The following is a 14,451-nucleotide window of genomic DNA, read 5'->3' as shown; positions in this document are numbered from 1 at the left end:
GTACGAATGCTCTTAGGAGGGTTAGTTATGTTGCTATTCATGATTCTTGGTACCATCAAATGGGAAACGGGCACAGATTGGCTAAACTATCATGATTTTTTCACCGATAAAGCGACATGGGACGAATTTAATAATGGCGACTTTGAATTAGGTTACACTGCTCTAAGTTACATCATTAGAGGTATTTCTGGAAGTTACACATTGTTTCTCTCCGTATTTATCTTTTTAGTTCTAATTTTTAAGTTTCTGTTTTTCTGCAGTACACGGTTTTTGCCTCATTTGCTGATCACGCTTTTACTATATTATAGCTTCTTTATTGGGGATGTATTTGCTACCAGACAAGCATTGGCAATTTCAATTACTTTATATAGTACTAAGTATATATTAAGTAGACAATTACCGCTTTTTGTCTTGACTGTATATATTGCTTGCTTGTTTCACGTTACAGCGCTAATTTTCCTTCCCGCATATTTTTTATATAGCTTTACATTTTCACGGAAGACTTTACTTTTTGGTTTGGCCTCGTCAGCTCTTTTGGGCTTCGTATTGTCGTCATTACCAATAGCAAGTATGATTTCACAAGCTCTTGCACTTCAGGGGAGGCTTGGAGAGCGACTTGATATATACAGTGTTTTATCCGACCAGGGTGATGACCCAACTGGGAGTTCAATAGATCCAAAAGTATCATATATTTTGGCTTTATCTCGACGAGTAGTTATTATTTTGCCAATTGTAGTGGTGCTTAATCAATTACGTGCAAGGTTTCCACACTCAAATGTATTAGTTAATATCGTTGTTTTTGGGAATATGCTTTATCTCATCTTGACGCCAATCCTTCCCGTGATGAAGAGGGCAACGGCCTACTACGATGCTTATGAATTGATCCTATTGCCCAGCCTTGTGCTACTTCCTAAAAGTAGGTGGATGCAATATTTAATTTGGTTAGTTATCACAATTTATTCGCTTTCAAAGTTAACATCCGTATTGTTGCATTTTTGGGATCTATATACTCCCTTCAATACGATATTTGACAGTCCCATAAACCGAAATTTAAGATGATTGAGAAGCTCTTATTCGTTTCCAGAGATTTTGATGAAGCCAGCGGGGGCTCAGCGGTTACTAAGAGAAATTTAAGTATGTGCAGGGAGATTTTTGGCAGTGGCAATGTAACCGTTTACTCAATATCCAAGGCAGATTCGAGGTATAGTATTTTAATACAAAATATGTTTGGCTTTATAGGGGGGTTATCACCTCAACATATTGCCGAAATAGTCAAGCTACTTAGTCGTAATGACATGCTTATAACACATGTTTTTATAGACACTTCGTTGATGGGGCGCCTTGCTGAAGTAATCAAGAAACGCCGGCCCGAGGTTAAGGTGGTGGTCTTTTTTCATAATGTTGAATCACTCTATTTTTTATCGTTAAGAAAGACCACAAATAAAATTTGGCACTTATTGAGTGAGCACGCGAGCGCGCATAATGAAAAGAATGCAGTCAGATATTCAGATGCCATTATTACTCTGAACTCTAAAGATTCTAATGAGCTAAATGCACTTTATAATCGCCTAGCTGACCTTCAACTACCCACATCATTTAAGGATCAGTTTCGTGAGGAGAAAGCTCTGAATGTTGGAACCAATAAAGTTTGCAAGTTGCTTTTTGTTGGGTCTTATTTTTTCGCCAATGTCCAAGGCATCCTCTGGTTTGTTGAAGAGGTTATGCCAAAGCTCAACAATGTTGTTTTAAAGATTGTAGGAAAGGGATTTGAAGCAATGTCTATCACAACACAACATAACACTGTAGAAGTTGAAGGATATTGTCCATCCTTGGAAGATCATTATTATGAAGCAGACTTAGTCATTTCTCCGATATTCGTTGGTGGAGGTATGAAAACTAAAGTTGCAGAGGCGCTAATGTTCGGCAAGACAATCATAGGCACTTCGGTTGCCTTTGAGGGGTATGAGTTAGACGGCTCTGGATGGGGAGTTATGACAGATACAGTTGACGGATTTGTTAGCTTTATTAATAATTACGACTTTAGTGCCAGCAAGGTAAATTATAGATCCAGGGAAATATATATGTCTAAGTACTCATTTCAGCGATCAGTTGAGTTGTTTAAATCACTAAAAATAGGTGATTCGGTTGATAGGCTATAAAAATTGGGAAAATATCTTATGTCTAGTAATGGTTATTTAGTTTCGGTGGTAATCCCTATGTATAACTCGGAATGTTCGATAGAAAAAGCATTAGCTTCTATCACCAACCAGACGTGTAAGGTTTTCGAGATAATTGTAGTAGATGACGGTAGCACCGATCGCTCCAGTTACCTTGTTGAGAAGTTTTCGCAAAGTCATCCCGAGTTTAGAATTAAATTGTTAAAAAAACTAAATGGGGGAGTCTCTAGCGCTAGAAATATTGGAATGATGGAGAGTCAGGGAAATTTCATTGCTTTTTTGGATTCTGATGACGAATGGCTACCGCATAAAACACAAGTTCAAATTGATATTTTAAAGAAGGACGCATCTCTTGCCTTCATTGCTGGTACAACATTTTATCCCATTGAGAGCATGAGAGGGCGTTTGAGAGTAGTCACATTGAATGATCTTATTTTTAAAAACTACTTTCAACCTTCTACTGTCATTATGAGAAGAAAAGTGTACGAGGAGGTTGGGAGCTTTAATGAATCACAACGATTTGCTGAAGAAGGCAATTATTTTATGCGTGTAGCCCATAAATTTAAATGTGCTCTGCTATATGAAAAACTCATTATTTACGGGAATGGGAAAGAGGGTTTTGGGAGTAGTGGACTAAGCGCGAATTTATGTGAAATGGAGAAAGGAGAACTTCTTAACTTGAAATTTGCTTATACAAATAGTTATATAAGTTTCGCAAAATATTCTATTGCAGGGCTTTTTTCTCTTGCGAAATTTGTGAGACGGGTCATTATCGTAAAAGTCAGAAGAGTGTGATACATAGGTACGGAGTTATAGGAACTATTAGAATGTTTATTTCTATAGTATATACAAAATTGTTTTATCCTAGTGCAAGGATACTTAGGCTTCCTATAGACATTAGAAACCGCGGCAGTATAGATTTTGGGACTAGACTTACTACGGGGATAGGGTGTAGAATTGAAGCGTATCCTATTAAGAATAGAAAATGTTTGTTCATAGGGAGTGACGTTCAGATTAACGATTATGTGCACATAACTGCAATGCATCACGTCCATATCGGAAACAATGTACTCTTAGCCAGCAAAATCTATATTTCAGATTGTTCTCATGGGAGTTATGCTGGAAGAGACGACGATAGTCATCCAGATACTCCTCCAGTTAAGAGGAACTTAGTTGCTAAAAAGGTAGTAATACATGAAAACGTATGGCTAGGCGAATTTGTTACTGTGCTCCCAGGTGTTACAATTGGAAGAGGAACAATTGTCGGGGCAAATTCAGTCGTCACCAAAGACTTACCTTCTTACGTGATTGCCGTGGGGGCGCCGGCAGTGCCAATAAAAAGATTTAATTTTAGAGAAAATAGATGGGAGATTATTAAAAATGAAACATAATATATTAGTTACAGGAGGTGCGGGATTTATTGGAAGCAAACTATCATTTAAATTGTTAGCAAAGGGATATAACGTGACTGTCTTGGACAGCCTGTCGCCGCAAATACATGGGGACGATCCAAAGTCGACATCCGTGCTTTTTAGAAGTATAATTGATTCTGTGAGTTTTATACATGGATCAGTAACTAACCGAGCAGATTGGCAGCGGGCAATTGAAGGGCAAGATATAATTGTGCATCTAGCAGCGGAGACAGGTACAGGTCAATCAATGTATGAGATAGAAAAGTATGTAAACGTAAACGTTAATGGTACTGCAATTTTACTGGATATTTTAGCTAATCAGCGGCATCAGGTAAAAAAGCTGGTTGTAGCATCATCTAGATCTATATATGGAGAAGGCAAGTATAGGAGTGAAAAGCTTGGCGTTGTGTATCCTAATCACCGAAAAGCTGATGACATGAAGTTGGGCGACTTTGACGTGAAGTATCCTGGATGCGATGAAGTATTAGAATTGCTAGCGACGGATGAGGATTCGAAAATTCATCCTTCATCGGTATATGGAATCACTAAGCAAAATCAGGAACAAATGATTATGACGGTATGCCCGACCTTAGATATAGCCGCAGTAGCTTTTCGGTACCAGAATGTTTATGGGCCAGGCCAGTCATTGAAGAATCCCTATACTGGTATTCTTTCTATATTTTCAACTCAGATAAAGAATGGGAATCAAATTAATATTTTCGAGGATGGAAAGGAAAGTAGGGACTTTGTTTTTATAGATGATGTTGTTGACGCCACAATCCTGGGGATTGAACAAGAAGCAGCAAACGGTGAAGTTTTCAATGTTGGGCGAGGTGTCGCAACTGACGTTATTACTGTCGCGAAATCACTTATTGAAAATTATAATATTCATGTTCCAATAAATATCAGCGGCAATTATCGGTTGGGAGATATAAGACATAATTATGCGGATATTTCTAAAATAAAGTCTCTTTTAGGTTTTGAACCTGCATTCTCATTTGAAGACGGGATAAGACAGTTTTGTGATTGGGTAAACCAGCAAGCAATCGAAGAAGATAATTATTTCACCTCTATCGAGGAGATGAAAAGTCGGGGATTATACAAATGAGTATGAACGAACTTTTTGAAAAAAACATACTTTTGTTCTGTCCCTCGTTCTTTGAATATGAAAAGTATATTACAACAGAGTTAGAGGATTTGGGTGCAAGGGTCTTCAGGTTCGACGAAAGACCGGCTAATGATTTTTTTACGAAAGCTCTAATTAGGGTCGACAAGAGAGTCATCTCTAGGAAGGTTGTACGGTACTATAGCGAAGTGCTGATGGAAATGCGTCATTTGGGCGTACATATTGATTATGTTCTTTTTGTAAATCCAGAGGCTGTGGACGCCTCTATTTTAAATGAGATAAAAACCATTTACAAAGACGCCCTGTACATTTTATATATGTGGGACTCATTTAGAAACAAAAAGAAAACTAAAGAGTTGCTACCTTTTTTTGATCTTAAATATACTTTTGATCCTGAAGATGCAAGGATGTATGGCCTACAGCTTCGCCCTCTGTTCTTTATTAAGCCATACTCTTTTGCCCGTAGCGTCCAAAATTACGACCTGTTATTCATCGGCACGGCACACAGTGACAGGTACGAATTCGTTAAAAAACTTGTCGCAAGAACAAAGAAACAGTTGGTTATAAAATCTTATTTTTATTTGAGTAGTAGGATTCTTTTTCTTGTGAAGAAGCTGCGTGATATTAGCTTTTGGAAAGTGAGGTATAGTGATATCTCATATCGTGCATTAAGCCATTCAGAAAATGCGAATTTAATGCATCAATCAAAAGTTATCTTAGACATTAACCATCCTCAGCAATTAGGCCTTACTATGAGAACTTTCGAGACTATTGGTTCTCAGAGGAAATTGGTCACAACAAATGCTGATATTAGAAATTATGATTTTTACAATGAAAATAATGTTCTGATCTTAGACCGTGAAAATCCTGTGATTGACGAAGCATTTTTTGACAAACCATTTTTACCTTACTCTTCGGATATTTTATTTAAGTATAGCATCAAAGGATGGATATTTAGCTTATTTAACTTGGGAGACCTTCATAAAACCTCAGAAGCGAAGGTTATTCAAGCGTAAGATAAAGCGAAGTATTATGTGTACATTTGTCTGCCTTGTCATCCGAATTTAATATGTATGAACGATTTTGAAGTGAGTTTTACGCTCAGTTTAAAACAAATTACGGGAGCTAAATGTATCATTTGTTTATGAAGTCGCGTATTCCAATAAATAAAAACAAACGCACAGCTCTATATTGATTGCAGACTCCTCTCTAGACATCTATGCTGATATGAAGACAAATTTATTGATATATATCACAAGCCTTTTAACTGTTGTGTTATCCATCGGACCTTTAATAACAATTGCCATTCGCAAACGCTTATTTGATGCTCCATCCGAAGACCGAAAAATTCATAAGAGAATAGTTCCAAATCTTGGAGGACTTGCCATATTTTCGGGTTTCCTTTTTTCCCTGGCAATTTTCATCGACCTATCAACTCTCAAAGTAGCAAATTATCTATTGAGTGGAGGAATCGTCATTTTTATGATAGGTCTGAAAGATGATATCATAGGAGTCGATCCGATGAAGAAATTTATTGCGCAATTCACTGCAGCTTTCATAATTACGATCATGGCTGATGTCAGAATCATGGATTTAAGTGGCTTCATGGGAGTTTATGAATTAAGTTATCCATTCAGTATATCGCTAAGTGTTTTAACCATCGTTGGGGTAGTAAACGCATACAATTTAATAGATGGAATTGATGGTTTATCTGGAACGTTAGGGCTGGTTTTTTCACTGGTTTACGCATATCTTTTTTATGTAGCTGGAGAGCTTGGGTGGACATACGTCTGTCTTGCATTGGCCGGATCGTTAACTGGATTTCTTATCCATAATATTTCCCCAGCGCGGATTTTTATGGGTGATTGCGGCTCTCTTATGGTAGGTTTTTTAGGTGCTGTCTTGAGTATCCAGTTCATAAATACGTCTTCTGACGGCATAATAAATCTTGGTTTTACGTCAATAACATCCGGACCTGCCCTAGCTATGGCTATCGTCATCTTGCCGCTCTTTGATACGCTTAGAGTTTTTGCTATCCGCATCGTGAATAATCAATCCCCTTTCAAAGCCGACAGAAATCATTTGCATCATAGAATGTTGGCGTTGGGTCTAACCCATATGCAAGCGACGGCAGTTCTTTCTCTGGTGGCTGTACTATTCATTGCTACAGCGTTGGTTTTTCAGAGTGTTGGGAGTAACCAATTGGTAGGAATTTTGATATTCATGATTATCCTGCTTAATACAGCACTTTCAATTTACCTTTTTAGTAGAAAAATAGGTTTGAAAGAGGAGCTTCTGGATGAGTCTCCCCAGTTTGATGAATCTATCCAATCGCCATTGATAGCTAATATTGAAGACAGCAAGACATTTGCTGAAAAGATACTTGAAAAAGTGTCGAAAAACTAAGCGTACATTGATGTTCAGATTTATCTCCATTTTAGTACTTTGTCTATCTGTAAAGGTCGGATTGGCACAGTCTACACTTCTTCCGTTATCAAACACCAATCCTGACACCAGTCTTTACCGGTTGAATGATAAGTCCGTCCATACAGCAATGCAGCCGATCGTCATGCGAGGCACTCGGGTGGATTCTCTTACAATCAGGAAATTTCCAGTTAGTGCCTGGCATAGTAAGAGTTGGATCTTTCGAAAGATCTTCACGGAACACCTTGTTGAAGTAAAAACCGATGAGTTTGAGGTCAATTTTGACTTCTTACCGGATATGTGGGTTGGAAAGCAAGGTGGATGCACTATCTGGAACAATACTCGTGAGCTTGGGGTCAGCGGTCGTGTGGGATCGAAGTTTTCGTTTAATGCGACAGTTAGTGAAAACCAGGGGGTATATTCTCAGTATTATGATGCGTATGTGAGAAGAACCAAAGTTGTTCCTGGACAAGGGCATGCGAAACTATATGGGGATGACGGGTTTGATTACTCGAATTCAACTGCTAATCTTTCTTACACGCCTTCGAAATATATCAATGTTCAACTGGGTTACGGAAAGAACTTTATAGGTAATGGCTACCGTTCTTTGCTTCTATCTGATTATGCCTTTAACTATCCGTATCTTAAAGTTACAGGTACTCTCGGCCGTGTTCAATACACCGCTATGTGGGCACAGTTCCAGGATATGTATGATATCCCTTTCGATGATGAGACTCCTTATGACAGGAAGTACGGAGTGTTTCACTACTTAGACTGGAATGTGAATGATAAGTTAAGTTTGGGACTGTTCGAGAATGTCATGTGGGCACCTCGTGGTGCTGAACTAAGCTACGCCGTTCCTTTGCTTTTCCTGTTGCCCACTCAGTATAATAATGGCTCTCCTGACAAGCTTTTGCTTGGGCTAAATGGTAGCTATAAGCTAAGTAAGAACTACGTTGCTTACGGGCAGATTGCCATAAACGAGTTTACCTTAAAAGAGGTATTCGCTGGAGACGGCTACTGGGCAAACAAGCATGGCGCGCAAATAGGGCTACGGGCGTTTGATCTGTTTAAGGTTTCAAACTTGAATGCGACTGTTGAGTATAATGCGGCTCGACCTTATACCTATTCTGCCAGTCAGCGTATAAAGAACTATGGACATTTCAATGAGCCTTTAGCGCATCCTTTTGGCGCAAATTTCAGGGAGTATCTTGCTATTTTCAATTATAGATATAATCGCTGGCAAGCTAAGGTACAAACCAATGTATCTACTTATGGCCTTGATATAAATGATTTGAACTACGGTAAGAATATATACCTGGACTATACAACACGTATTGATGATTACGGTGTAGAAATTGGTCATGGCTTGAAGACCAAGTTGTTCTATGCGAATACGAATCTGGCGTATTTACTTAATCCTAAAAATAACTTAAGATTAGAGCTAGGTTATACCTATAGAAAAGAAAGCAATGATCAGATTAATGATAAACAGCAGTTTGTCACGTTTGGATTAAAGGCATCCTTCCGAAATAAATATCAGGATTTTTAAAAATGCCGGGCGTAGTTTAAGCTTTCACTCCCTCTTGTTGAATATATTTCAAAAGCTCACCTATAGGTCTCTGGAGTATCTTACCGACTTTCACGTGGTGCTTATCACAAACAACCTGCAATACGTCCCGAAAATGCCAGGCTACGGAGCCAACAAAATGGCAGGGGTATTTGCGGTAATCAGGATAGGGAACAATGTGAGTAACAACGAATTGCTCCAGTCCCTTCAAAAGAAGCTCTTCTATGAACTCGTCTGAGCGGTACTTGTCCATAAAAGGCACAAAAGAAGAAAGATAGATGTTTGGCAAGGGGCGCTGGTAGACGTTCTTTATCACGACTTCTTTGTCGACCTTAAACTCGTCTTTGAACGCTTTGCGCAGGCCTCTGGGCATTGTTTCATACAGAAAGGATGTAATCAACTCTTTGCCAAAATATGCTCCTGAACCTTCATTTCCAAGAACAAAGCCAAGACTATGAACACCGTAGTGGACCTGTTCGCCATCAAAGAAAGCGATATTGGAACCTGAACCTAAGACGCAAGTAAAGCCTTTGGTGCTGCCACAAGTTGCATAGGCAGAGCCGATCGCATCATTTTCTACGTTAATAAAAGCATTCTTAAATACGTTGGAAAGGCCATTAGATACCATTTCACGCTTGTCCGGGTTTGAGCAGCCTTCGCCGAAAAAGTACACCTCTGTAATTTGATCGGCATACTTTTTCACTTCAGGCTCATAGGCTACGAGCCTGCTGATTTCTTTGTCGTTATTGAAGTATGGGTTTATGCCTTTTGTACTGAATTCAATGGTGTTTTGAGCATCCATTGAAAGTATCCAATCTGTTTTTGAAGATCCGCTATCAGCAACTAAAATCATATCTTATATCTCTTCCAATGCCCGAGCTGTAAGTGGTTTACCTATGAAATTAGTGACAAGATTGTTTTCTTTTACTTTTCTTAGGTCGCTTGGGTCAAGAGACGAAGATAACATATATATCTTTAAGTTGGAAGGCAGCAGGTGCTTGATTGGCTCCAGCTTGTTCATGAATTCAAAGCCATTCATGGCCGGCATGCGGATATCCAGGAAAATGATGTCGGGGAGCTCGCCGGTTTGGGCTGCGTCTTTAAGATAGTTTATTGCTTCGAACGGACTGTTAATGATCTTAACTTCATCAGCAAAGTGGAGGCTTTCTATAATCTTCGAGTTAATCAAATTGTCGACATAGCTGTCATCGATTAATAATACCGATTTATACTTGAAGTTGTCCATAACCGTATTGCTGTGAGAGATATGAGAGATTTACGAAATTTGGAGGAAAAAGTTTCAATTATTTTATTAAAATGTTAAATTTCCGGCTAGCTCTTTTAGTGCTATCTCGGCCTGTTTAGCCTGATACTCAGAGTCTGTGAACCGCACAGATGCTTCCAGGTAGTTTCTTTGGGCCTCTCTGAATTCCACTGGGGTAACGCTTCCTAAGCGAAACTTTGCCAGCGTGATATCCATGTTTTGCTTCGCCACGTTTTGATTGCTCTTTTCTAAGTCGACGAGCTGTAAATTGGTTAGGTAGGTTTGATATGCGGAGGATAGCTGCGCGGTTATGTTTTGCTTTAGTCTGGCATAGTCCAGCTGAGCGTTTTCAATCTCTATCTGGGCGTTTTTTTCGTTTCTTTTCTGGAGAAAGCCGTTGAAGATGTTGACAGAGGCAGTTAGTCCATACGTGAAGCCTTGTCCCTTTGCGTCGCGCGCAAAACCGAGCTCTGAATGTGATCGTGTGAAATTATAGCCTGTGTTTACGCCTAACGTTGGGTAGCGGGTTGCTTTGACCTGCTTGAGATTCAGTCGGGCGATCCTTTCGTTGATAAAAGCGGTTTGAATGACTGGATTCTGTTGCGAGCTTAAGTTGAGCAGCTGATCGAACTTAAGCGATGGATCAGTTACGATTGAATCACGAATAGCGAACTCCGTGTTGACATCTCGGGCAAGAAGTTCATTCAGAATTATTTTGCGTGCTCTTACCATGTCCCTTAGTCTCAGAAGGTTAGTGGTGTCGGTGTTTAGGTCTACTGTAGCATTAAGTACCTCAAGCTTAGCCGCTTTTCCAATCTTGTATCGGTTTTCAGCGGTGTTCAAGCGGAGCCTGGATATGGCTACCGCCGTATCCGTCGCGTCTGTTTCTTTCTGAAGGCGGATAAGGTAATAGTAGTTATTGACCACGTCCGATACGGTGTTCAGGATAGTCGCCTTCATATTCGTCTCTCCAAGTTTTTGAAGTTCTTTCAACCTGTCGTAGTTGGCAAACATGGCAAACCCGTCGAAGATTGTCCAGTCCAGGCCTATACCGTAATTGAGGTTGGAGTTCCGGGCGTCTTTTACTTCTCGTACCGAACCGTCTGCCTGTGTTTGACGGGTTTCTTGTATAGATCTGTTATTGACCAAATCTGCACCAACGACCGGTAGTATCCCGGCGTTAGCGAGGCTCACGTTGTTGCGATCAATTTCTGACTGGTTTCTGGTGATCCTGATATTGTAATTATTTTCCAGTGAGGTTCGGATTGCGCTTTCGAGGGTTAAAACCTCCTGAGCCTGAATGTTTCCGATACTAAAGATCAGGCTAAGAATGTAAATAAGTTTAGATTTCATTAGTGCTCGTAATTAAGCTCGACTGCTTCTTTCTTTTCCAGTGCATCGATCTCTTCCAGTTGTTTATTGGATCTTCTGTCTCGGGACCACATGGCGTAGATTGCCGGAATGACGAATAGTGTCAGGGCCAATGAAAATATGGTACCCCCGACGATTACTATTCCCATTCCCATACGGCTCTTTGCCGCTGCACCCATTGCCATAGCAATCGGTAAAGCTCCAAGTGCGATAGCGAGACTCGTCATCAGAATAGGTCTGAGCCTTGCTTCTGATGCTTCCAGAATAGCTTCTATTTTCGTCCTACCCTCCTGTCGGAGATGGTTGGCGAACTCGACAATCAGGATTCCGTTCTTGGTGACGAGCCCAATCAACATGATGGTGCCGATCTGACTGAAGATATTCCAGGTTTGCCCGCATAACCATAGGGAGAGAAGGGCTCCGGCAACAGCCATCGGAACAGTTAATATAATGATAAGTGGGTCAACAAAGCTTTCGAACTGCGCAGCGAGGATGAGATAGATCAGCAGCAGTGCCAGTCCGAAGGCAAATACGGTATTGGATCCGCTTTCTACAAAGTCGCGTGATTCGCCTCCGAGGTCTGTAGAGAAGCTATCATCCAGGATTTTTTCCTTGATTCTGTCCATGGCTTCAATCCCGTCTCCAATGCTCTTCCCGGGAGCTAAGCCCGCCGAGATTGTCGCAGATAAATACCGGTTATGGTGATATAGCTGAGGGGGACTGCTAAGTTCTTTTAACGTTACCAGGTTATCCATCTGGATAAGTTGTCCGGTATTGCTCTTTACATAGATGGATGTCAGATCTATCGGTGCTTCACGATCTGCTTTCTCGAACTGTCCGATGACCTGATATTGTCTGCCGTTCATCAGGAAGTATGCAAATCGTTGTCCGCTGAGGGATAACTGCAAGGTTTGTGCAACGTCGAGGACTGATACACCTAAGCTCTGTGCTTTCTCCCTGTCTATAGTGATGCTGATTTCGGGCTTGTTAAATTTGAGATTGACGTCTGTTGTGGTAAATGTAGGGTCCTGGGATGCCATATCGAGAAACTGCGGAACTTTTTCTTCCAGTTGTGCAAAGTTAGGGGCCTGGATGATATATTGAATGGGAAGCCCCCCTCGTTTATTTACGGAGATGGTTGGCTGCTCGGTAATCATGGTCTTACCTTCGCTGAAGTTCTTCGTAAGTTGGGTAAGCTTTTGCGCTATTTCTTGCTGGCTCCGCTCTCTTTCATCGGGCTGCACCAGGTTGATGATCATTCTTCCGCTATTGATTGATGAAGAACCGAAGCCGGGAGAGGTCATCACCAGGTTCACTTTCTTCTCTGGTATGGAATCATTGACCAGCTGGGTAAGTTCTTTCATGTAGCGGTCCATATAATCAAAGGACGCGCCCTCGGGAGCACTTACTACGGTTCTTAAATAGCTCCTATCGTCATAGGGTGCTGTCTCTTTTTGAATGATGGCATAGAATAATGCAATCAGCCCTACGCACACAAGAAGTATGGGAAAGCTCAGCCACTTCCTTTTCATGAAGGAAGACAAGGCGTTTGCGTATCCGGTGTTCATCTTCACAAAGTAGGGTTCAGTCAGATTATAGAACCGCGATTTTTTCTGCTTGCCTCCTTTCATGAGGTAAGCATTTAGCATCGGTGTAAGCGTAAGGGATACAAAGGCCGATATCAGTACTGCTGCGCCGATGACCACACCGAACTCGCGAAACAGTCGTCCGACGAAACCTTCCATGAAAATAACGGGTAGGAATACTGCTGCCAGGGTGATGGAGATGGAAACCACCGCCATGAAAATTTCGTTAGAGCCCTTGATCGCCGCCTCTATAGGGGACATCCCTTCTTCCACCTTTTTAAAGATGTTCTCTGTTACTACAATCCCGTCATCCACTACCAGTCCTGTGGCTAAAACAATCGCTAAAAGAGTAAGGACGTTAACGGAGAACCCCATCAGGTACATGATGAAGAAGGTAGCGATAAGGGATACGGGAATATCTATGAGTGGCCGGATGGCAATGCTCCAGTCTCTGAAGAACAGATAGATGATCAGGATTACCAAGACCAGGGCGATGAGAATGGTTTCGGCTACCTCGATTACTGATTTCTTAATAAAGAGTGTATTGTCTACGGCTATGTCGAGCTTGATATCTTCAGGAAGTTCATTTTTAAGCTGTTCAAATCTTTCATAAAAAGCATTGGCAATTTCCAGATAGTTGGTTCCCGGTTGAGGGATGACTGCCAGGCCGACCATGGGTTCTCCGGATTGAGTCATCTCCGTTTCGGGATTTTCAGGGCCCAGAACAGCACTTCCAATATCGCTCAGGCGGATGATTTTATCGCCGTTTGTCTTTATGATCAGGTTATTGAATTGCTCGGGATTGGACAGGTTTCCCAGGGTTTTAACACCGATTTCGGTATTATCTCCGGTGAGCTTACCTGAAGGCAGTTCTACGTTTTCCCGGGTTAACGCGGTTCTTACGTCAGCCACGGTAAGTCCGAATGAAGCAAGTTTCATGGGGTCTATCCACAGTCGCATGGCATAGCGCTTTTGTCCCCAGATCTGAACACTACTTACCCCAGGAATGGTCTGTATGCGTTGAGAAATTACATTTTCTGCATAGTCACTTAACGCAAGCTGATCGCGCTTGCTGCTTTGCGCCGTCATGGTGATGATAGGTTCAGAATCGGCATCTGCTTTCGATACAACAGGAGGGGCATCAATATCCTGAGGCAAGCTTCTGGATGCCTGGGATACCTTATCTCTTACGTCGTTAGCCGCTTCTTCAAGATTCTTATCAAGATTGAATTCGATTGATATGTTACTTGACCCTTGATTACTGGAAGAGGTAATTGTACGGATACCATCGATCGAGTTGATTGCCTTTTCGATAGGTTCGGTAATTTGCGATTCTATAATATCGGGGTTGGCACCGGAATAGCTCGTTCTTACGGATATAATTGCGGGGTCAATTGACGGGAACTCCCGGATTCCTAAAAAGGTGTATCCGATGATCCCGAACAGGATCAATACCAGATTGATTACAATGGTAAATACTGGTCTTTTAATACTGGTCGTTGATAAACTCATCCTTATCCT

At 41.0% G+C, this 14,451-nt stretch carries 12 protein-coding genes; 8 read left to right on the top strand and 4 right to left on the bottom strand.

What is annotated here, in order from left to right; genetic code table 11:
- Positions 1-6 precede the first annotated feature (6 nt).
- From ACKI5J_RS03790 to ACKI5J_RS03755, 8 genes are all read left to right on the top strand, one after another.
- On the top strand, positions 7-1,059 hold the full coding sequence (locus ACKI5J_RS03790) for an EpsG family protein (protein WP_407426663.1): 1,053 nt from the start codon (positions 7-9) through the stop codon (positions 1,057-1,059).
- Positions 1,056-2,159, top strand: coding sequence for a glycosyltransferase (locus ACKI5J_RS03785; RefSeq protein WP_407426661.1), 1,104 nt, complete (start codon positions 1,056-1,058; stop codon positions 2,157-2,159). Before ACKI5J_RS03790 ends, ACKI5J_RS03785 begins: the two co-directional genes overlap by 4 nt.
- 3 nt (positions 2,160-2,162) lie before the next feature.
- The gene (locus tag ACKI5J_RS03780) at positions 2,163-2,972 is read left to right on the top strand and encodes a glycosyltransferase family 2 protein (RefSeq protein ID WP_407426659.1); all 810 of its coding nucleotides are present in this window, start codon (positions 2,163-2,165) and stop codon (positions 2,970-2,972) included.
- Complete coding sequence (locus tag ACKI5J_RS03775) at positions 2,969-3,568, top strand: acetyltransferase (protein ID WP_407426657.1); 600 nt, start codon at positions 2,969-2,971, stop codon at positions 3,566-3,568. Before ACKI5J_RS03780 ends, ACKI5J_RS03775 begins: the two co-directional genes overlap by 4 nt.
- Positions 3,558-4,697: an NAD-dependent epimerase/dehydratase family protein gene (locus tag ACKI5J_RS03770; protein ID WP_407426655.1), complete on the top strand. Its 1,140-nt coding sequence runs from the start codon at positions 3,558-3,560 to the stop codon at positions 4,695-4,697. The genes ACKI5J_RS03775 and ACKI5J_RS03770 overlap by 11 nt, the downstream gene beginning before the upstream one ends.
- A gap of 2 nt (positions 4,698-4,699) precedes the next feature.
- Positions 4,700-5,731 (top strand): hypothetical protein, encoded by a 1,032-nt coding sequence (locus ACKI5J_RS03765; RefSeq protein WP_407426653.1) that lies wholly within the window; start codon positions 4,700-4,702, stop codon positions 5,729-5,731.
- A 211-nt stretch (positions 5,732-5,942) separates the two neighbouring features.
- Positions 5,943-7,121 carry an MraY family glycosyltransferase gene (locus tag ACKI5J_RS03760; protein WP_407426651.1) on the top strand — a complete coding sequence of 393 codons (1,179 nt, stop codon included), beginning with the start codon at positions 5,943-5,945 and terminating at the stop codon, positions 7,119-7,121.
- A gap of 10 nt (positions 7,122-7,131) precedes the next feature.
- Positions 7,132-8,691, top strand: a complete 1,560-nt coding sequence (locus ACKI5J_RS03755) for a hypothetical protein (protein ID WP_407426649.1) — start codon at positions 7,132-7,134, stop codon at positions 8,689-8,691.
- A gap of 16 nt (positions 8,692-8,707) precedes the next feature.
- Here the strand turns inward: ACKI5J_RS03755 and ACKI5J_RS03750 are convergent, their stop codons facing one another.
- The 4 genes from ACKI5J_RS03750 to ACKI5J_RS03735 all read right to left on the bottom strand — a co-directional run bounded on the left by ACKI5J_RS03750 (position 8,708) and on the right by ACKI5J_RS03735 (position 14,442).
- Positions 8,708-9,562 (bottom strand): N-acetylglucosamine kinase, encoded by an 855-nt coding sequence (locus ACKI5J_RS03750; protein WP_407426647.1) that lies wholly within the window; start codon positions 9,560-9,562, stop codon positions 8,708-8,710.
- A gap of 3 nt (positions 9,563-9,565) precedes the next feature.
- On the bottom strand, positions 9,566-9,955 hold the full coding sequence (locus tag ACKI5J_RS03745; protein WP_407426645.1) for a response regulator: 390 nt from the start codon (positions 9,953-9,955) through the stop codon (positions 9,566-9,568).
- Positions 9,956-10,021: 66 nt separating this feature from the next.
- The gene (locus tag ACKI5J_RS03740) at positions 10,022-11,326 is read right to left on the bottom strand and encodes a TolC family protein (RefSeq protein WP_407426643.1); all 1,305 of its coding nucleotides are present in this window, start codon (positions 11,324-11,326) and stop codon (positions 10,022-10,024) included.
- Positions 11,326-14,442: an efflux RND transporter permease subunit gene (locus ACKI5J_RS03735; protein WP_407426641.1), complete on the bottom strand. Its 3,117-nt coding sequence runs from the start codon at positions 14,440-14,442 to the stop codon at positions 11,326-11,328. Before ACKI5J_RS03735 ends, ACKI5J_RS03740 begins: the two co-directional genes overlap by 1 nt.
- Between the last annotated feature and the right edge of the window lie 9 nt (positions 14,443-14,451).

The organism is Arcticibacter sp. (assembly GCF_045629565.1).
GTDB lineage: Bacteria > Bacteroidota > Bacteroidia > Sphingobacteriales > Sphingobacteriaceae > Arcticibacter.
This window is presented reverse-complemented; position numbering and strand designations above follow the sequence as displayed.

Bases quoted from the DNA above. Each gene is read 5' to 3' on its own strand.
- ACKI5J_RS03785 (WP_407426661.1), top strand. From the start codon at position 1,056: ATGATTGAGAAGCTCTTATTCGTTTCCAGAGATTTTGATGAAGCCAGC.
- ACKI5J_RS03745 (WP_407426645.1), bottom strand. From the start codon at position 9,955: ATGGACAACTTCAAGTATAAATCGGTATTATTAATCGATGACAGCTAT.
- ACKI5J_RS03765 (WP_407426653.1), top strand. From the start codon at position 4,700: ATGAACGAACTTTTTGAAAAAAACATACTTTTGTTCTGTCCCTCGTTC.
- ACKI5J_RS03755 (WP_407426649.1), top strand. From the start codon at position 7,132: ATGTTCAGATTTATCTCCATTTTAGTACTTTGTCTATCTGTAAAGGTC.
- ACKI5J_RS03750 (WP_407426647.1), bottom strand. From the start codon at position 9,562: ATGATTTTAGTTGCTGATAGCGGATCTTCAAAAACAGATTGGATACTT.
- ACKI5J_RS03740 (WP_407426643.1), bottom strand. From the start codon at position 11,326: ATGAAATCTAAACTTATTTACATTCTTAGCCTGATCTTTAGTATCGGA.
- ACKI5J_RS03760 (WP_407426651.1), top strand. From the start codon at position 5,943: ATGAAGACAAATTTATTGATATATATCACAAGCCTTTTAACTGTTGTG.
- ACKI5J_RS03735 (WP_407426641.1), bottom strand. From the start codon at position 14,442: ATGAGTTTATCAACGACCAGTATTAAAAGACCAGTATTTACCATTGTA.
- ACKI5J_RS03790 (WP_407426663.1), top strand. From the start codon at position 7: ATGCTCTTAGGAGGGTTAGTTATGTTGCTATTCATGATTCTTGGTACC.
- ACKI5J_RS03770 (WP_407426655.1), top strand. From the start codon at position 3,558: ATGAAACATAATATATTAGTTACAGGAGGTGCGGGATTTATTGGAAGC.